The sequence below is a fragment of the Hydrogenobaculum acidophilum genome (genome assembly GCF_054656715.1).
Genome location: NZ_BAAHXP010000005.1, coordinates 87,888 through 106,615, shown reverse-complemented (window position 1 = coordinate 106,615; position 18,728 = coordinate 87,888). Strand labels below are relative to the sequence as shown.

At 35.0% G+C, this 18,728-nt stretch carries 23 protein-coding genes and 1 tRNA gene; 10 read left to right on the top strand and 14 right to left on the bottom strand.

What is annotated here, in order from left to right; all coding sequences use genetic code 11:
- The first annotated feature begins 69 nt into the window (after positions 1-69).
- From ACYQZV_RS04425 to ACYQZV_RS04395, 7 genes are all read left to right on the top strand, one after another.
- Positions 70-1,275, top strand: a complete 1,206-nt coding sequence (locus ACYQZV_RS04425; RefSeq protein ID WP_459893615.1) for a bifunctional 3,4-dihydroxy-2-butanone-4-phosphate synthase/GTP cyclohydrolase II — start codon at positions 70-72, stop codon at positions 1,273-1,275.
- Positions 1,272-2,219, top strand: a complete 948-nt coding sequence (locus ACYQZV_RS04420) for a lysylphosphatidylglycerol synthase transmembrane domain-containing protein (protein ID WP_459893612.1) — start codon at positions 1,272-1,274, stop codon at positions 2,217-2,219. Before ACYQZV_RS04425 ends, ACYQZV_RS04420 begins: the two co-directional genes overlap by 4 nt.
- Positions 2,209-3,573, top strand: a complete 1,365-nt coding sequence (gene lnt, locus ACYQZV_RS04415; RefSeq protein ID WP_459893610.1) for an apolipoprotein N-acyltransferase — start codon at positions 2,209-2,211, stop codon at positions 3,571-3,573. Before ACYQZV_RS04420 ends, lnt begins: the two co-directional genes overlap by 11 nt.
- A 109-nt stretch (positions 3,574-3,682) precedes the next feature.
- Entirely contained in the window at positions 3,683-4,726 is a 1,044-nt protein-coding gene (locus tag ACYQZV_RS04410; RefSeq protein ID WP_459893608.1) for an Mrp/NBP35 family ATP-binding protein, read from the top strand.
- A gap of 1 nt (position 4,727) precedes the next feature.
- Positions 4,728-5,948 (top strand): cysteine desulfurase family protein, encoded by a 1,221-nt coding sequence (locus ACYQZV_RS04405; protein WP_459893606.1) that lies wholly within the window; start codon positions 4,728-4,730, stop codon positions 5,946-5,948.
- A 119-nt stretch (positions 5,949-6,067) separates the two neighbouring features.
- A complete protein-coding gene (locus ACYQZV_RS04400; RefSeq protein WP_459893604.1) occupies positions 6,068-6,991 on the top strand; it encodes a LysR family transcriptional regulator in 924 nt (307 codons plus the stop codon).
- Positions 6,975-7,742: an HAD family hydrolase gene (locus tag ACYQZV_RS04395; protein ID WP_459893602.1), complete on the top strand. Its 768-nt coding sequence runs from the start codon at positions 6,975-6,977 to the stop codon at positions 7,740-7,742. The genes ACYQZV_RS04400 and ACYQZV_RS04395 overlap by 17 nt, the downstream gene beginning before the upstream one ends.
- Here ACYQZV_RS04395 and ACYQZV_RS04390 read toward each other — a convergent pair.
- From ACYQZV_RS04390 to minC, 8 genes are read right to left on the bottom strand one after another with little or no spacing between them, the layout of a single operon-like run.
- Positions 7,737-8,213 (bottom strand): J domain-containing protein, encoded by a 477-nt coding sequence (locus ACYQZV_RS04390; RefSeq protein ID WP_459893600.1) that lies wholly within the window; start codon positions 8,211-8,213, stop codon positions 7,737-7,739. The genes ACYQZV_RS04395 and ACYQZV_RS04390 overlap by 6 nt on opposite strands.
- The gene (locus ACYQZV_RS04385) at positions 8,200-8,682 is read right to left on the bottom strand and encodes a chemotaxis protein CheW (RefSeq protein ID WP_459893598.1); all 483 of its coding nucleotides are present in this window, start codon (positions 8,680-8,682) and stop codon (positions 8,200-8,202) included. The genes ACYQZV_RS04390 and ACYQZV_RS04385 overlap by 14 nt, the downstream gene beginning before the upstream one ends.
- A 55-nt stretch (positions 8,683-8,737) precedes the next feature.
- Entirely contained in the window at positions 8,738-9,484 is a 747-nt protein-coding gene (locus tag ACYQZV_RS04380) for an ABC transporter ATP-binding protein (protein WP_459893596.1), read from the bottom strand.
- Positions 9,485-9,949: a hypothetical protein gene (locus ACYQZV_RS04375; RefSeq protein WP_459893595.1), complete on the bottom strand. Its 465-nt coding sequence runs from the start codon at positions 9,947-9,949 to the stop codon at positions 9,485-9,487.
- Between the two features lie 4 nt (positions 9,950-9,953).
- Positions 9,954-10,520: a hypothetical protein gene (locus ACYQZV_RS04370; RefSeq protein WP_459893593.1), complete on the bottom strand. Its 567-nt coding sequence runs from the start codon at positions 10,518-10,520 to the stop codon at positions 9,954-9,956.
- Between the two features lie 37 nt (positions 10,521-10,557).
- Positions 10,558-10,797, bottom strand: coding sequence for a cell division topological specificity factor MinE (minE, locus tag ACYQZV_RS04365; protein WP_459893591.1), 240 nt, complete (start codon positions 10,795-10,797; stop codon positions 10,558-10,560).
- Positions 10,798-10,799: 2 nt separating this feature from the next.
- Complete coding sequence (gene minD / locus ACYQZV_RS04360) at positions 10,800-11,594, bottom strand: septum site-determining protein MinD (RefSeq protein ID WP_459893589.1); 795 nt, start codon at positions 11,592-11,594, stop codon at positions 10,800-10,802.
- The gene (minC, locus tag ACYQZV_RS04355; RefSeq protein ID WP_459893587.1) at positions 11,591-12,187 is read right to left on the bottom strand and encodes a septum site-determining protein MinC; all 597 of its coding nucleotides are present in this window, start codon (positions 12,185-12,187) and stop codon (positions 11,591-11,593) included. The genes minD and minC overlap by 4 nt, the downstream gene beginning before the upstream one ends.
- 23 nt (positions 12,188-12,210) lie before the next feature.
- Between minC and ACYQZV_RS04350 the strand changes: the two genes are divergently transcribed.
- Entirely contained in the window at positions 12,211-12,873 is a 663-nt protein-coding gene (locus ACYQZV_RS04350; protein ID WP_459893584.1) for a class I SAM-dependent methyltransferase, read from the top strand.
- On the opposite strand, the gene tpiA is transcribed toward ACYQZV_RS04350, so the two are convergent.
- The 5 genes from tpiA to ACYQZV_RS04325 all read right to left on the bottom strand — a co-directional run bounded on the left by tpiA (position 12,870) and on the right by ACYQZV_RS04325 (position 17,336).
- Entirely contained in the window at positions 12,870-13,610 is a 741-nt protein-coding gene (tpiA, locus tag ACYQZV_RS04345) for a triose-phosphate isomerase (RefSeq protein ID WP_459893582.1), read from the bottom strand. The two genes, ACYQZV_RS04350 and tpiA, sit on opposite strands and share 4 nt — an antisense overlap.
- Positions 13,611-13,846: 236 nt before the next feature.
- Positions 13,847-13,933: transfer RNA gene (locus ACYQZV_RS04340), tRNA-Ser, on the bottom strand.
- A gap of 17 nt (positions 13,934-13,950) precedes the next feature.
- Positions 13,951-14,277, bottom strand: coding sequence for a winged helix-turn-helix transcriptional regulator (locus ACYQZV_RS04335; RefSeq protein WP_459893580.1), 327 nt, complete (start codon positions 14,275-14,277; stop codon positions 13,951-13,953).
- On the bottom strand, positions 14,274-15,311 hold the full coding sequence (hisC, locus tag ACYQZV_RS04330) for a histidinol-phosphate transaminase (protein ID WP_459893578.1): 1,038 nt from the start codon (positions 15,309-15,311) through the stop codon (positions 14,274-14,276). The genes ACYQZV_RS04335 and hisC overlap by 4 nt, the downstream gene beginning before the upstream one ends.
- A 15-nt stretch (positions 15,312-15,326) precedes the next feature.
- Positions 15,327-17,336: a carbon monoxide dehydrogenase beta subunit family protein gene (locus ACYQZV_RS04325; protein ID WP_459893576.1), complete on the bottom strand. Its 2,010-nt coding sequence runs from the start codon at positions 17,334-17,336 to the stop codon at positions 15,327-15,329.
- A 57-nt stretch (positions 17,337-17,393) separates the two neighbouring features.
- On the opposite strand from ACYQZV_RS04325, the gene purE reads away from it, so the two are divergent.
- Together purE and ACYQZV_RS04315 are read left to right on the top strand one after the other, a co-directional pair.
- Positions 17,394-17,858: a 5-(carboxyamino)imidazole ribonucleotide mutase gene (gene purE, locus ACYQZV_RS04320; RefSeq protein WP_459893573.1), complete on the top strand. Its 465-nt coding sequence runs from the start codon at positions 17,394-17,396 to the stop codon at positions 17,856-17,858.
- A 60-nt stretch (positions 17,859-17,918) separates the two neighbouring features.
- Entirely contained in the window at positions 17,919-18,302 is a 384-nt protein-coding gene (locus ACYQZV_RS04315) for an STAS-like domain-containing protein (RefSeq protein ID WP_459893571.1), read from the top strand.
- Positions 18,303-18,438: 136 nt separating this feature from the next.
- Here ACYQZV_RS04315 and ACYQZV_RS04310 read toward each other — a convergent pair whose 3' ends face one another.
- Positions 18,439-18,726: a hypothetical protein gene (locus tag ACYQZV_RS04310; RefSeq protein WP_459893569.1), complete on the bottom strand. Its 288-nt coding sequence runs from the start codon at positions 18,724-18,726 to the stop codon at positions 18,439-18,441.
- Positions 18,727-18,728: the final 2 nt, after the last annotated feature.

Genomic DNA, 18,728 nt, shown 5'->3' with positions numbered 1-18,728 from the left:
ACAAAATAATGAGTTTTTTATCTTTTAAAAGCATGGCACGCTAGGTAAAAATATAATATATTTAAAATTATGAGCGAATTTGCAAGCATTGAAGAAGCTATAGAAGATATAAGAAATGGCAAGATGCTGATAGTAGTGGATGACCCTTCTAGAGAAAACGAGGGAGACCTTGTTATGGCGGCGGAGTTCGTAACGCCAGAGGCCATAAATTTTATGGCTACTCACGGAAGGGGGCTTATATGTCTTACTTTGGAGGGAAAGAGGTGTGATGAGTTAGGGCTTCATCCAATGGTCAGCATAAACACTGATCCAAAGGGAACAGCTTTTTGTGTGTCTATAGATGCTCATCCTAAGTATGGTACTAGCACTGGTATTTCAGCTTTTGATAGGGCAAAAACCATAAGGCTCGCTATAAGCGAAGATGCTAAACCATCTGATTTTATAAGACCAGGACACGTTTTCCCTATAAGAGCTAAAGAAGGCGGTGTGTTAGAAAGAGCTGGTCATACTGAGGCTTCGGTGGATCTTGCAAAGCTTGCCGGTCTTTACCCTGCCGGTGTGATATGTGAGATTATGAACAAAGATGGTACAATGGCTAGATTACCAGAACTACAGACTTTTGCAAAAGCTTTTAATTTAAAAATTATCACTATTGAGGACCTTATAAAATATAGGTTGAAAAAAGATAGGACTGTAGAAAGAGTTGCAAGCGCTACTTTGCCTACCGCTTATGGACTTTTTAAAGTGCATGCGTATAGGAATAAGCTAAACGGCGAGGAGCAAGTGGCTCTTACAATGGGAGAATGGAAAGAAGATGAGCCAGTGCTTGTTAGAGTGCATTCTGAATGTCTTACTGGTGATGTGTTTAAATCTTTAAGATGTGATTGTAGGTCTCAATTAGAGGCTGCTCTTGAAGCGATAGCCAAAGAGGGTAAGGGTGTTTTAGTGTATTTGAAAGGTCATGAGGGAAGAGGTATTGGCATAGCTAATAAGATAAAGGCTTACGCTTTGCAAGAGCAAGGCTATGATACTGTGGAAGCCAACGAAAAGATAGGTTTTCCAGCGGATTTAAGAGAATATGGCACTGGTGTCCAAATACTTCTTGATTTAGGTGTTAGAAAGATAAGGCTTCTTACCAACAATCCCCGTAAGATAGTGGCTCTAAAAGGATATGGGCTTGAAGTGGTGGAAAGAGTACCCATAGCTATAAATCCTAACGAGTGCAACAGAATATACCTTGATACCAAGAAGAAAAAACTGGGTCATATGTTGTGAAACATATCCTAAAAGCTGTTGTTTTGTTTACCTTTGTAGCGGGTTTTAGCATATTTTATGTGGTTTATAAAACTTTTAACAAATATACTATAGATATAATCTATAAGTTAAATATCCGCTATATTTTGCTTGCTTTGTTTTTTAGCTTTTTGTATCAAACCTTTGATGTTTTGAGGCTTATAACTTTATCAAAAGCTCTAAACGTTAGATATTCTATATTTTATGGATATATGATGTCTTTTATAAATACTTTTGCCGCTACGGTATCTCCTTTGCACATAGGTGGTGAGCTTGCAAGCGTTTACATGTTAAAAAGAAAAGGAGTACATCTACACAAAACGATGAGCATAGTCACTATGAAAACTCTCTCTGGTATGTTTTTTTTCGTGGTGGCTTTTCCTTTGACGGTTTTTTACCTTTATCAAAAACCAAAGCTTGGACTCGATGTGATTAAAATTTTTCTAATATCTGTTGGTCTCGGATTTCTTATATATATAAGTGCTAAACTTTTTTTTAAAAGCAACATACTTAGCAATAGGAGAAAATTAAATATAAGATACACGCTTAGAAAATATATAGCTACATTAAGAATATTTTTGAGAATCAAGAAAAGTAGTGTTTTTTTGGCATTTTTTTATTCTAGCATGTTATACATATCGTTTTTATGTATAGGGCCCATTCTTATAAAAGCTTTTGGTAAAAATGTGGATATTTTTAAAGCTATGCTTAGACAGCTTGGACTTTTGTACGGCATATATATGAGTCCTACGCCTGGTGGTGCTGGAGTGGGAGAGATAGGAGGGCTTGAGGTATTTAGAGCTTATCTTAGCTTTTATGAGCTTGGGCTTTTTGTAATACTATGGAGGTTTATAAGCCAGTATTTGGCTGCTTTTATAGGCTGGATACTTTTCCAGATAATCCTTATAAAGGACAATGAAAAATAAGCTTAGCGTTTACCTTGGTGTTGGGTTTTTATACTCTTTTTTGTGTTACTATTGGATTTTTTACACACTATACAAGTTTGGAGATATGAGTATTTTTTTAGCTGTAGCGCTTTTTTTTATCTTTCTTATAGCTGTTGATATACTTCAGTTTGGAAGCGTTTATCTTCTTCAGAGGTTATACAATTTTAACGTATACATGTTTCCCATCTCATGGATAAGTGTTGAATATTTAAGGGAGTTTTTTCCCTTTGACGGTTTTCCCTGGTATCCGGTAGGAACTCTCATAGTGCATGTGCCTATTCTAAGATATACTTTAGCGTTTTTTGGTGTGTATGGGGTAGGTCTTTTTTTGCTTTATTTTTTTGTTAGTTTTAAAAGCAAAAAACTAACTGTTTTATCTATAATACTTACAGTAATTTTAGCAATAATTTGCTATAACTACGAATCCTATGTATACGGCTTTTATAAAGACAAACCTTCTATAAAAGTGGCTACAATACAACCAAATATAGATGAAAATATAAAGTTAAACTACTATCAGTTTGAGAAAGAGTCGCTTGTCTACTTTCCTTTAATAAAAAAAGCCATATCAGAAAAAGCAGAACTTATAGTGCTTCCAGAATCAGCTTTTCCATTTTTGTATTCTGATTATACTGACCCGGTTAGGGAGCTTTTTATATACTACACTTATTACAAGCCTTTTGTAGTTGGGTTGGTGGATATAAAATATAAAGGCGATAAAATACTTCCTACCAACAACGCTTACTCTTTTTACAAAGGCAACATGATAGATTATTATTCTAAGATAAAACTTCTTCCCTTTGGAGAGTATATGCCGTATCCTTTTAAATTTGCTAAGAAGCTTTTTAGCGCTATAAATGGTATAGATTTTGTGCCTGGTAAAAGCATAAAACCTATAAACGTAATTGTAAATGGACATACCTATAAAGTAGCAACACCTATATGTTTTGAATTAGATTTTTCTTCTTATGTAAGAGAGCTATCCTTGAGTAGCGATTTTATTATAAATCTAACCAACGATGCTTGGTTTGGACCTACTCTAGAGCCTTATGAACACAACGATCAAGCTATCGCAAGGGCTATTGAAAATGGTGCTTATCTTATAAGATCCAACAACTCCTGTATATCAGCTATTGTATCTCCGCTTGGGCATGAGAAGATATTGCCTTTTGGTAAAAAAGGTGTGCTTGTGGGTTATATAAAGCCTTATAAAATAAAAACGCCTTTTGATATATATGGCTATAGGCCTTTAGCGATTTGTATTATTACTATGAATATTTTTTATTTTTATAAGTTTGGGGCTTTTAAAAAATTTATTAGGAAGCGTTATTGATATGACATAAATCTATGATGACCAAGTCATAAAAATAAATTTTAAACTAAGATTTCTCATAAAAACCCCTGAAAAAGTTTATATCTTTTTAAATTAAACGGAGGTAATTATGGCGGTAAAAGAGATTTTAGAGAAAATCAAAACTCTTGATTTAAAAGATTTGAATATTCAAGAGCCTACTAGCATAGTTAAAGATTTAAAAGTATCTGGAGATGTTATAAATTTAAAGTTGGCTGTGCCAGAGCCTGTAAAAGAGCAGGTTAAGAATCGCTTTGAAAGCCTTATAAAAGAGACAAACCAAAGCCTTAAACCAAACATAGAGTTTGTGGAAGCTGAACCTAAGAAAAATCCCTTTGAGCAGCCGGTGTTTAGTAAGAGAAGCATAAAGGGTGTAAAAAGGATAATACCTGTGGCCAGCGGTAAGGGTGGCGTTGGTAAATCTACCGTTGCTACAAACTTGGCTATAGCTCTTGGTAAGTTAGGTAAAAGCGTGGGACTTTTGGATGCTGATATATATGGTCCTTCTGTGCCTACAATGCTTGGGACAAAAGGTGCAAGGCTTACGGCAAATGTGTTTAATAAGATAATACCCATAGAAAAATACGGTGTAAAAATGATATCGATGGGCTTTTTGCTTCCTTCTGAAGATACTCCCGTAATATGGAGGGGACCGATTTTGATGCAAGCCTTAAATCAGTTCTTGTTTGATGTAGATTGGGGACCGTTGGATTATCTAATACTTGATTTGCCACCAGGGACCGGTGATGTACAGCTTAGTCTTGCCCAAAATACAGCCATAGATGGCGCTGTGGTGGTTACTACCCCTCAGGACGTGGCTCTTGTGGATGTCAAAAAAGCTGTTTCTATGTTTAGAGAAGTGGGTATACCGATATTGGGTGTTGTAGAAAATATGTCTTACTTTGTATGTCCAGAAACTGGCAAAGAGTACTATATATTTGGTGAAAGCAAAGTGCCACAGTTTGTGCAAACCTACAATTTAAAGCTTTTAGGGGCAATACCTATAGAACCAGATGTCACTAAATATGCAGATGAAGGAATGCCTATAGTAGAGGCTTTACCAGAATCAAGAACGGCAAAAGCTTTTATGGGAATAGCAAAAATTGTTGATTCTATATACCAAGGAGGTAAATAACATGTTTTTCAAGAAGGCAGGGGAAAAGACGGTTTATTTGGACCATATAGCTACTACCCCAGTGGCTCAAGAGGTTTTAGACGCAATGCTTCCGTACTTTAGGGAAGTCTTTGGAAACCCGACATCGCTACACAGCTTTGGGCAACAGGCTAAAAAAGCTATAAACCAAGCAAGGGAGCAAATAGCTTATTTTATAAACGCTAAAAGCCCAGAAGAGATAGTTTTCACATCTGGTGGCATAGAGGCTAACAACCTTGCTATAAAAGGTATAGCCAAATCTTATGAGAAGAAGGGAAAACATATAATAACAACACCCATAGAGCATCATTCTATCTTGCATCCTTGCAAAAATTTAGAGAAAGAAGGATTTGAAGTAACATACTTAGAAGTTGATAAATACGGATTTGTGAATCCTCAACAGTTGGAAGAAGCCATAAGACCAGAAACCATACTTATATCTATAGGGCATTCCAACAGAGAGATAGGCACTATCCAAGATATAAAAAACCTTGTTTCTATAGCAAAAGCCAAAAACCCAAAGGTTATATTTCATAGCGATATAGCCCCATCTTGTGGTCATACGCCTATAGATGTGCAAGAGCTTGGTATAGATGCTGCTTCTTTTACTGCTCATTTGATGTATGGTCCTAAAGGTGTAGGTGCTCTTTGGACCAAAAAAGGTGTAAAAGTAAAGCCTCTGATTGAAGGCGGCGTTCAAGAGCGTGGTGTTAGAGCTGGTACTGAGAATGTGCCTGGCATAGTAGGTTTTGGAGCGGCGGCGGAGCTTGCCATGAAAGAGATGGATGATAGGGTAAAGCGTCTTTCTTCTTATAGGGATAAGGTAAGAAAAGCTTTGGAAGAAAATCTTGATATGATAGAGTTTACTGGCCATCCTACCCAGAGACTTCCCCATCATCTTTCTGTAATTGTGCATCTTATAGAAGGAGAAGCTATGCTCCTTAGGTTGGATTTGCAGGGTATAGAAACAGCTTCTGGTTCTGCTTGTGTTTCTACGGCTTTAAAACAATCCCACGTTATAGCTGCCATAGGCATACCGAAAGAAGTATCTAACGGTTCTTTGGTGTTTAGCTTTGGAAGGGACAACACCGATGAGGATATAGATTATGTGGCAAGAGAGTTTCCTAAGGTCATTCAAAAACTAAGGGAAATATCTCCTTTTGATAGGACAAACTGGGACAACTACGTAAAATCTAAAAAATAATTTTCATCTTCAAGATGGGCGGGGTATTTGCCCTCGCCAACCTCTTTATTTAGTTTTATGATGCTCATTAAGTATAAATTTTCTTTATAATGCTATAATATATAGTTAAGAGTGGTTGAATGATTGATATAGTTAAGCTAAAAACTTTTATAACGGTGGCGGATTTAGGAAGTTTCTCAAAATCTTCAGATGTACTTTATGTCACTCAGCCAGCTATAACTCAACAGATAAAATCTTTAGAGAAGACCATAGGTTGTAAGCTTTTAAGAAGGCAAGGTGGAAAAATAGTTTTAACAGAGGAAGGTGAGAGGCTTTATCAAAAGGCGAAGCTTCTTTTAGAAAGCTACGACAACCTAGTAAAGGAGATGTCCCAGCTTAAAAAGGATATAAAAGACACCCTTTATATAGGTTCTAGCCCCACTTTCGGCGAGTACAGACTTCCAAAACTTATAGTGGATTTTCAGAAGCTTTATCCAGGTATTACGGTTAAACTTTATGTGGACACTTCTAAGAAAATAGAGGATAGTATAGTAAATGGTCTTATAAACGTCGGTGTCGTAGACAAAGAGGCAGATTCTAAAATAAACAGTGTAGAGCTTTTTAGAGATGAGCTTGTTTTATGTGTTGGCAAAAATCACGAACTTGCTAAAAAAGATATAATAGAACCTGAAGACTTGTATACTATAGACTTGGTCATGAGAGAAGCTTACTCTTGCACGAGAAAAACTGTAAAAGAGACCTTGGAAGCTATGGGGTTAAATTTTGAGCTTTTAAATATTAAAATAGAAACAAATTCTATTAGGTCTATTATAAATATAGTAAAGTCTGGATATGGAGCTTCCTTTTTCCCTAAAAACTCAATCCAGAAAGATATTGAAAACGGTGAACTTATACCTATAAAGATTAGAAACTTTAGCGCTTACAAGGTTTTCAACGTAATATACTATACAGATTTTAACAAGTCGGCATTGGTGGATAAGTTTATAAAGTTTTTGCTAGCAAATAAAGAAGCTCTTGGAGAGGCGGTTGGCTTCCAATCTTAAAGATAGTATAGACGCAGTCATATTTGATGTAGATGGTGTCTTAATAGACGTAAGACCCTCTTATCATAAAGCCATATACGAAACTTTTACATACTATACCAATAAAGCTTTGACGCAAGAAGATTTTTTATTTGTAAAAAAAGAAGCTGGTATAAACAATGACTGGGAAAGCACTTCGGTTTTGATACTGATGGAATTTGGATATATAACCAAGGAAGATGCTATAAACTACACAAAAAATCAAACATCTTTGCAAAAGAAAATATTTGAAAACCCATACTTTAACTATCAAGAGCTCGTGGAGGTTTTTGAGGCTTTTTACAAAAAATTTAGAGAGAAAGAAAAACTTCTTGTTGATAAAGATTTTTTAGAAAACGTTAAAAGAAGATATAAAACTGGTATAGTAACCGGAAGACCGCGAGAAGATTTGATGTTTTCTTTGAAGTATTTTGATATCGAACATATGTTTGATTTTATAGTGGATGATGATTTTACAGAAGATAAAACCAAGAGAAAACCCAGCAAAGAGGCGCTAAAATCTTGCGTAGATGCAATTTGCAAGAAAGGTGGAGTTTATATAGGGGATACCATAAGCGATATAATGATGGTAAAACATTACAACGAATCCTACAAACCACTTGTTTACTATATCCACTGTGATTTTTACGGTAATGAAACAAAACAACTACCTAAAGAATATATATATAGCACAGCAAAAACTCAAAAAGACTTGGAAAATATGCTTTTATGATTTTAGGTTGTTGATATAACTAAGAAGCACTTGGTAGTGATAGTTTATAAGAACCGTTTTTTCGTGCGATAGTTTTTTATCTTTTACCTTATCCGGATGACATTCCTTTATCATTTTTCTGTATGCTTTTTTTAAGGTTGTTTCATCAAGCTCTTCTATACCAAAGAACTTCATTGAGCTTGATATTTTGGAAGAAAAACTCTTAGGGTTTCTACAAAATTTCCAATAGGTGGAAACGTAGGACTTGGTTATGTTTTTTCTTGCAGAGCAGTACTTGTCAAAGCACTCCACTAGTTTGGAGTAAGGCATATATTTGTATAAGGCTTTTATTATAAACTTATCAAACCATTCTTTTATAAACTCCTCTTCATCTAAATAACAGTATTCTCTATAAAGGCTAAAAAATGACGCTTGGAACTCTGACAGCCTATTTTGATATATGTAATCTACTATCTTTTCATGGAAACCCATTTTTGTCTTCAAAGATTTTATCAATATCTATTATGATAAGTATGCCGTTTTCCACCTGTGCAATATTTTTTACGTATTCGCTATATCTTCCTACCATAGGGTTTGGCTCTAAATCGTCTTCTTTTACTTTTATGACGCCGTAAATCTCATCTACTATGATGCCTATCTTTCCAAACCTTGTTTCTAATATTACTATCCTTTGAGACTCCCTAGTTTCATTTAACCCAAGCGTTTCTTTTAAAGACACTATAGCCATTATTTCACCGCGTATGTTTATAACCCCTCTAATATGACTTTTAGAAAATGGCACAGGTACTATATCTCTCATTTTTGTTATCTCTACCACTTTTGTAAGCGGTATACCCATAAGCTCACTCTCTAAGTAAATAGCTAAAAACTCCAGTATGTTTGCTTGGGTTTTTTTACCTCTTTGTGCTACAGTATTTTCTGCTTTTAATATATTTGCCATAAACAACCTCCTTAATATTATATTAACATAAATTTTAAAAGCTAAAAAACGTTGTTTATATTTTTAAAACTGAATTTTCTAAAAACATCCTCACCGATGGTTCTTTTGAGTTTATAAACTCCTCTTTTGTACCTATAAATTTTTGTTCCCCTTTATCTAGTACCATTATCTTATCGCTTATACTAAGAGCGCTTACCATATCGTGAGTTACCACAATAGATGTTATGCCTAGCCTAATTTTTAAGTCTAATACAAGTTTGTCTATGATGCGGCTTGTAATGGGGTCAAGACCAGAAGTTGGCTCGTCGTAAATAATAATCTCTGGATTTGTAGCGAGAGCCCTTGCCAAGCTTACCCTTTTTCTCATGCCACCGGAAAGCTCTGAAGGCATAAGGTATAGTATAGATTCGTCCAGATTTACCTCTTTTAGCTTTTCTGTAGCTATTTTTATTATTTCATCTTTTGATTTGTTGGTGTGTTCTAGATAATAAAACCCTACGTTTTCCCATACTCTAAGACTATCAAACAACGCCCCTTCTTGGAAGACATAACCCATCTTTATCCTAATTTTGTTTAACTCATCTTTGTCTAAATTTACTATGGATTTGCCCTCCACCTCTATATCTCCTTCGGTGGGTTGCCAAAGTCCTATTATATGTTTTGTGATGGATGTTTTACCGCTTCCACTACCACCTATTATGGTAAATACCTCTTTTTTATACACGTCAAAAGTTATGTTTTTTAAAATCTGTCTACCGTTTATCGTCTTGGTAAGGTTTTTGACGCTTATTGCTATGTCCATTTATTCAATGTGAAGAAAATCTATGGCTTGAAGACATCTTATGACTACGTTTTCAAAGTTTATATCAAGCACGTCCATAACAGCTTTTAGTTGTTCTTCTTCCTTTAGAGCTTTGAAAGAATCTGATTTTATGCCCTTTTCATGAAGGAGCACCGGTATAAAATGTCTTCCTAATACAAAGAAAAGATAAGATAGCTGATTTTCAGAGAGTTTTGGAAAGTTGTTAAAAGTATTCATAGTTTGCTCTACGCCCCAGATAGCCCATTTTCTCACCTCTTCGTCTTTTGTTCTGGATTCTATACCACCTATAATGGCTGAAGCTATGGCTAGGGCTAGCCTTTCGCTGGTATTTTTATTTACAAAGTCTTGCTTGTAGTTTTGTATATTTTTAGTAGCATCTTTATACTTTTCGTATAAATCTATATATTTTTGAAGGGGTTTTACTGGGTCTTCAAAGTAAGCCACAGTCTTAACCTGGTATTTCTGCTTTTTGATACTCTTTGCAATCTATCTGAGAAATGTCAAAGTTGGGTATTTTTTCTTCGTATATATTGTGAAAACCACATAGACTACAGGAAATCTCCACAAGGTATCCATTTCTTTTGTGGCCTATATCGTTTTTGCATATGGGACATTCGCCTTCTTTGGCTCTAACACAATCTTCAAGCTCTTCTTTCTGAAGGCATTCCCATACTTTTTTGACATTTTTTATGGCATGCTGAAGCTCTTTGCTATTCCATTCGGCTCCGCAATCAAGGCATCTAAATTCTTTGTAATTGCCTTCATCTATAAGCCTTATTATATTTTTAGAACCGCAATGGTTGTCCACACATATAGCACCTACTTGTTTTTTGCTTAAAAGCTCTAAAATGCTTTTAAAATCCAAATCATAGTGCTTTGGTATTTTATCTGCTATGCTATAACCACAGCAAAGACATGTGGCCTCTACTCTTGAATAAGGCTCGTCAAACTCGCATACTTTCAAAGCCACATGATAACAATAAGGGCAAACTTCTAAATGAGTCAAGCAAATCATACTAATATAATAACATCTTTTGCTTTTAAGAACATGTTTATTGTTTGAATGGTATACTTATCCATAACTCTTCAGCGGAATTTTCTTTTTTAAGCTCTACCTCTATGTTGTTTACATCAAATTGATAATACTTTGAGAACACTGCTATAAGGTCATCTCTTAAAGAGTCTATGAAGTTTGGTGCCAAGCCCTTTCTTTCGTAAGCTAACACCATTGTAAGGCGTTGTTTTGCAACATCCTTGCTCTTGTTTTTGAAAAATATATCCAAAATACCCATTGTTACCTCCCGAAGAGTTTTGCTAAAAAGCCCTTGTCCTTGTTGTAGAGGTTAAGAGGTACGTTTTCACCGGTTATCCTTCTTGCTATATCCATTATGGCTTTGGATGCGTTGTAAGATTCGTCCAATACGATAGGCTCACCTCTGTTTGTAAAGTCCACCAGCTTCTCTTCTTCTGGGACCACACCTAATATAGGTACCTTTAATACCTCTTCTATATCTTCCATAGAAAGCATTTCACCTTTTTTAACTTGATGCCATCTTATACGGTTTATGACCACTTTATAGTCATTTTTGCCCATGCTCTCCATAAGACCTATAGACCTATCGGCATCTCTTACAGATGACACTTCTGGGTTTACCACCACAATTGCACTATCGGCAGGGCTTACGGCATTTTTAAAACCCTGCTCTATGCCAGCTGGAGAATCTATTATTATGTAGTTAAACTTTTCAGATTCTTTAAAATCTGCTATCAACTTATTCCATTTAACCGGGTCTATGGCGTCTTTGTTTTTTGTTTGATTTGCCGGTAAAAGCCATAATGGTAGACCCCTCTTATCTTTTACCAAAGCCTTTTCTGGACTTACCCTTTGCTCGATGGCATCTAAAACGTCATATACTATTCGATTTTCAAGGCCAAGTATCATGTCTAAATTTCTAAGTCCTATGTCGGCATCTATAACTAAAACCGATTTACCAAGTTTTGCAAGCGCTGTGCTTATATTAGCGGTCATGGTGGTTTTGCCAACGCCGCCTTTGCCTGAGGTTATTACAATAACCTTTGTATCGCTCATCTTATACCTCCTATTGGCTCTAACATTATGTTGTTGTCTATAACGCGTGCTATCTCAGCTTCTTTTGGCTCTTCTTCGTTTTCTCCCCTAATGGCTATGTAATGTCCTATCCTTAGTTGTTGAGGCATCATCTTCTTTGCTACAACTACAGAACTATCATCTCCTATAGCCCCAGCGTGGGCATAACCTCTAAGTGTTCCCATCACTACAATATTCCCAGCAGCTATAACTTCTGCCCCTTCGTTTACATCCCCAAGTACCAATATATCACCGTTGTGTTCTATAGATTGACCTGAGCGTAAATTTTTGTTTACTATTAAAAGCCTAGATACGTTTGTGGGTTTTTTGGCGTTTACGCTTTCTACGTTCATAGTTTTTATGCTTTTAACATCTTTTTCTTCTAAAAGTTTTTCTATTTGTTGTAAAGTTTGTTTATCTATACTTTCATCCACTTCTATGAGAAAGTAGCTGTTTGAGAATATGTTTGAGTTTATCTTCTCTTTTAATTCGTTTATTAGTTCTTCTTTTGTGCAGTCTTTCAAAGAGAGATTAAGACTCACCACAGGTAGCGTTATGCCTTTTATCTTTATCATAGATAATATGATATCATATTTGTATGAATTTGGAAACTATTGCCAATATATTTGATTCAATATCTGGGGCTTACGATAAATTTGTAGGTTTTATAAGCTTAGGCCAAAACAAAAAATGGCATAAGAGCATAGCCTACGAGCTAAAGACTGGCAACATGCTTGATATTGGGACCGCAACAGGGGATGTAATTTTTAGGGCTTTTCTTCAAAACAAGATAAACAAAGCCTTTGGACTAGACCTATCTATAAAAATGCTTAAAATAGCCAAGGAAAAGCTAAAAGGCAAACCTGCTTATCTATTTGTAGGCTCTGCGGAGTATATGCCTTTTAAAGATAGTGTTTTTGACAACGTATCTATGTCTTTGGTATTTAGACACATCATAAACAAAGATGACGCGTTAAAAGAGATAAATAGAGTGTTGAAGAAGGGTGGTAGATTTATAATTCTTGATACTACAAAGTTTGTGGGTATGGACCTTTTTGCAAAGCTTTCTAAGACTGCTTTAAAGCCAATGGGTATTGCTATATTTGGTACTAAAAACTGGGATTTTTTCATACACTCTTTGGAAAACAGCCTATCCACCGAAGAGATAAAAAATCTATGCGAATCTTACAGTTTTAGGCTTTTAAAAAGGGAAAAGTTTGTATTTGGTATGGTGGGACTTTTGGTGTTTGAAAAGCTTTAAAAAGCGTTTATTATCTCTAAAAATGTATTTGGTTCTAAGCTAGCTCCTCCTACCAAAAGCCCATCTATGTTTGGAGCGCTTAGAAAGTCTTTTGCATTTTTTGAATTTACACTGCCACCATAAAGCACCCTTGTATTTACATCTTTTTTAAATAAATCTTTTAGTGTATCTTTTATAAAAGTATGTACTTTTGAAGCGTCTTCAGGATTTGCGGATTTGCCAGTACCTATTGCCCATACCGGCTCATAAGCTATTTCTAATTTATCTGTGTAATCTTCCAATCCTGCCAATGCAAGCTTTATTTGAGACTCTACAACGTTGAAAGTAAGCTGAGATTCTCTTTCTTCTAAAGTCTCTCCTACGCAGAGTATAACTCTTAAGCCTTCTTCTAAAGAAGAGATGACTTTTTTTCTTATAAGCTCATCAGATTCTTTAAATATGTGCCTTCTCTCAGAATGTCCTATTAGCACGTAATCAGCTTTGCAAGATTTTACCATCACAGGGGATATCTCTCCAGTAAAAGCCCCCCTTTTTTCAAAATACACATTTTGAGCTCCTACTTTTATGCTTGAATCTTCTAAAAGCCTAGAAACCTCACACAAATACAAAAACGGTGGATATATAAGCACATCTTTTTTTTCAAAATCTATGTTTTTACCTTTTATCTCTTCTATATAAGAAATCGCTTCTTCATAGGTCTTGTGCATCTTCCAATTGGCAGCTATAATCTTTTTCATATAGATATTATATCATAACCTGTATGAGTTGTTGTACATCGATAAGTATGCCACACGCTATAAGTATGCCACACACTATTCCTTCATTTATTGGTTTATAGAAAATTTTAACAAAGGCAAGTGTCCATAATGTATGAACTCATAAACCAAAATAGAGTTCTCAGAAGAAAGGAGAAATAGAATAAATTTTGGTTGGAAGAGGATAAGATGATGAGACAAATACTAAGGGTTATATACGGAGAGGGAGGGATTCGAACCCCCGGTGGGCGTCAACCCACAAGTGATTTCAAATCACCCGCTTTCGGCCACTCAGCCACCTCTCCTTAGACTATATATTTTATCAAAAATCTTTAGAAGTTTTATGGTTTTTAATATAGTTTTCACCCCAGCGATGCAGTATATCCAAAACAGGTTTTAGGCTTTCGCCAAGAGGTGTTAGAGAGTATTCTACTTTTGGCGGTATCTCTGTGTACACTTTTCTTTCTATAAGCCCATAAAACTCCAATTCTCTAAGCTGTTTGGTGAGCATCTTTTGGGTGACTTCTGGCATCGCTTTTTTAAGCTCTGAGAAACGCTTTTTACCAGTAAGAAGTTCTTTTATAATAAGAAGTTTCCATTTACCGTTTAGTATGTTAAGGGTTATGTTTACGGGGCATTCTTCACTCATAAGCTTGTTTCTTTTAAAGCGTTTATAAGAGCATCGTTTTCTTCTTTTCTGCCTATGCTTATCCTTATGTGGTTTTTAAGTTTTGGTAGATAGGAGATGTTTCTTGTTAGAATACCTTTTTTTATGAGGCTTTTATGGATAAAATCGGCATCTTTTACCTTTATCAGGAAAAAGTTTGCACAAGAATCATAAACTTTTATACCGTCTATCTTCGAAAGTTCTTCTTTTAGCCTTTGCCTTTCTTCTATTATTGTTTGTATTTGGCTTTTAATCTTATCAGCGTGGTTTGATAATATATAATCTGCCATAGCTTGGGATGTGGCTGACACGTTGAAGGGCATTTTTAGTTTTGATATTTCTTTAATAAACTCTTTTGTGCCTATCAAAGCTCCAACTCTTAAAGAAGCTAACCCTATCTTAGAAAGGGTTCTCATAACTGCTACTTTATCATATTTTATAGCGTCTTTTATGTAGGTTTTACCGCAAAAATCATAGTAAGCTTCATCTATTACGCAAAAAGTGTGCTCTTTTATAAATGTTATATCGTCGTCGTTAAAAAGGTTTCCAGTTGGATTGTTTGGGTTTGATATAAAAGCTAATGCTGGTTTGAAGGAAATTGCTTTTTCTAAAGATTTTTTTTCCATTTGAAAATGTTCATTTAGTTCTACTTCGTATATGGGTCTTCCTAAGGCGTTTGCTATTACTTCATACATTGGAAACGTAGGTTTTGGTATTAAAACTCCTTCTTCCAACTCTCCTATTGCTAGCATAAGATATTGAATAGCTTCATCGGAGCCGTTGCAAACCATTATGTTGTCTGGTTCTACATCGTAGAGTTTTGCGAGGGTTTGTCTTAACTTTGTAGCGTGAGGGTCTGGGTATCTGTTAAACTCTATTTTTTTTATTACCTCTAAAAGCTCAAGTTTTATTGATTCTTCTAAATCAAAGGGGTTTTCGTTGGAAGATAATTTTATAGTGCAGGGTGTAGTCTCTGTTTTATAGGCTTTTAAAAGCTTAATGCGTTCGCTAAACATCTAAATATTATAACATCAAAGGATGTCTAATAGTTCTTTTAGCTTGTTGGCATCTGTAAAACTTGTAGATAAATCAGCTTCTGGATGGCCGTAAAGCCCACAAAGAGCTACCACTGTAGTCGGAGTATTTTTCTTAAGAAGCCTTATAATAAAGTCTGTCCTGTAACAATGAGTCCCTATTAGGATTGTGATATCATGATTGCCATGAAGTATGGCCTCGTGGGGATTTGGAGGGTCAATTTCAACGCTTGGGTCGTAATTTTTTAGCTTTGGTCTATAGTCCGGTAATATTTTTACGTTTGAGTTTATCTTTTCTATCAAAAGCCTTGTAATATAGGCTTTTTCTTGGAGGTCCTTTTCGTTAAAATCCCAAAACAAAAGAGGCCCTATCACCACAGTTGGATTTTTAGAGCTTTTAATAAGATTTGCAAGCTCTTTGAAAGCTTCTTTGTAAGATACTACGCTGTCTTTGATTGTAGCTTCTCCTTTGAATACATCTATTTGTATAGCGCTTCTAGTCTTATCTTCTTCTGGGGTTGGTACGGCTTTTGGTTTTTTATAGTAAGAGGGTTTAAAATCTATGAGATATTGTGAAAAATCAAAACTCTGATTGGATTTCTTTGCAACGTCTACACTCTCTTTGACGTTTAAAGATTTAAAAAGATCATCTTTTATAAGGTCTAGCTCAACAGTAAACTCACCGTGATATGCTTTTTCTTCTTCTTCAACGCCAAGACTGTAGCAAGTAGTCCCTACTATGTCAAAAAGAACGCCGTTTGCACCAAAAGCTGATGCTTTTTGAAAGGCCTCATAGCGCTTTTCGTAAAACTCGTAACAACAATGCCCTATATAAGTATATCCGTTGTTAGCACACCAAAGAAGCGTATCTCTTAAAAGCTCAAAAGACGTAATGGTGATAGGTATCATACCTTTTTGATAGGCAAGTCTATAAGCATCTCCTACGGTGCATCCACCACACTCACCGCAATCATCAAGGTGTCTGTAATCACACCACCTTGGCTTAGCACAGTAAGGCAGCAGCATTACCTTGGCCTTTTCTAAATTTTCTTTTAAATCCCCTCCTATGCTTGCTATAAGAGAATCTTCTTTTAAGCCAAAATCTTTTGCACAAAGCTTTCTTAAGGTAAATATAATGGCTTCTTTTACATCTTCTTTTGATATATCTATACTTTTAAAGGGCTTTGTTTCCAAAAAGCTATCAACATCAGTTTTTACTTTGTCTATTCTTTTTCCTTTTAAAAAATTTTCTAAGCTTTTAATATAATCTTTTGGTGAGATGATATAATCACCGTTTATGAAAATATCTTCTAATATGCCATCCTTTTCTTTTAAATAGACTCTAAAAGTACCACCTTTACATCTATAAAGTCCGTAAGTATAATCTTTTTTTGTCTCTTTGCTTTCAAAGATAGATATTTCATCAAATTTTTTATCGGTAGATTCTTCATCTTCTTTTATCTCTATAGTTTCAAACACATCGTAAATGCTGTTTAAGAGTATGTTTATAAACTCTTCTTTTGATACATCTTTGCCAATGGTTTTTCTTATGCTTGTGAGTCTGTCATCCGCCGCTTTTATACCGTGAGAGGTTAGTTTTTCTACTGGCATATGTATACTTTTTAGTGTTTTTTCTATGTTTAAAGATAATGGTAAGAAAATTTCAAATGTATAACCATTTTCAATATCTCCGTGTATTATGGATAGTCTTTTTTGTCCTACTTTTAGCTGTGTGCCTTCTATGTGTGTGTCTTTTATTATGTTGTTAAAAGCTTTTAAAAACTTCTCGTAAAAAAGCTCTTTTGTACCTTCAAACCTTATTGCAATTGTGTCTTTATCCACATATACGGCTGGGCCTGAAAGCCTGCTTTTCATAAGGTCTATATTGTTTTCTTTTATATAGTCAAGCCTCACCTCTTTTTGAGGGTCTTGATGACATCCTATTATTACAAATTCTCTATCAAAACCATATATATCAATATTTCCATATTTATTCAAAATTTTCATATCAAAAATCTCTTATATCATCTAAAATTTACAATGATATAGATTTATAATATTTACATGGTAGGTATAATAATGGGAAGTTCGTCAGACTGGGAATACATGGAAGAAGCCGCTAAAATATTAGAAGAGTTTGAAGTGCCTTATGAGAAAAAGGTGGTATCTGCTCACAGGACACCTGATATGATGTATGAGTATGCCAAAACTGCGAAAGAAAGAGGCATAGAGGTTATAATAGCTGGGGCTGGTGGAGCTGCCCATCTACCAGGCATGGTGGCATCTATCACAACGCTTCCAGTAATAGGCGTACCAATTCCTACAAAGCACCTTATGGGTGTTGATTCTTTATATTCTATAGTTCAGATGCCAAAAGGTATACCTGTAGCTACTGTAGCCATAGGCAACGCTCACAACGCAGCTCTTCTTGCTATAAGAATTTTATCCGTAAAATACGATTATCTTTACGAAAAGCTAAAAAAACACCAAGAAGCTTTAAAAGAGAAGGTTTACAATATGATTATCTAGTTGAGTTTGTTATGATATTTACGGAGTTGGAAATTTTAAAAAATAAAATATAATATATGTATGGAAAATAATGCTGTAAATGTTATTAATACAAAATTTACAAATAAGCATTCTAATATAGGCCAGGATAGAATTGTTATAAAACTTAAAGAGCTGTTTCCTAACCTAAACTCTCTTACTTCAAGGGAAACTGGATTTATAGTAAGAAATATCATGGAAAAGGAGTTAGAAAATAATCAAAATATCGTAATAGACTTTGAAGGTATTGAGCTTATTACGCAGGGCTTTGGCGATGAGGTGGTAGGTGTTTTTGTTAGGAAAAATGGAATAGATTTTGTTAAAAACAAAATAAGCGTTGTAAACGCCAACGATTTTGTTCGTGGGACGTTAAATTGGGTGGTATCATACAGTAAAAAAGCTGCTCAAAATATTTCTTCGTCTTGATCCCATACGTATATCCTAAAAAATTCATCTTTGGAAAAAATTATTTCATTTTCAAAAAATTCAAAAGCTACTATAGAACCTTTCCAACCAGTATTAAGTTTATCAACTGTTACGATTGTTTCGTGTTTACAGCTATCTAATTACTAAAGCTATGCATTATTTTATTTACTATCTTTTCTCTATTATTTTCTACGTTACCACTCTTTACAACTTCTATAGGAATATACGTCTTATTCTCATCATACTTGGCTTTGTCTAAAGTGTTTATTTCAACCTCTTTTGCTTCTTGTTTTATAGCTTTTAGCATAGCTACACCAACGGGTTCTACATATGAATATGCTGAGATATCTACAGTGCCGTTTTCTACTCTTATAAAATCATGTATATGCTCATGAACATTATCAAAGGTTAAATCTCTTCCCACGA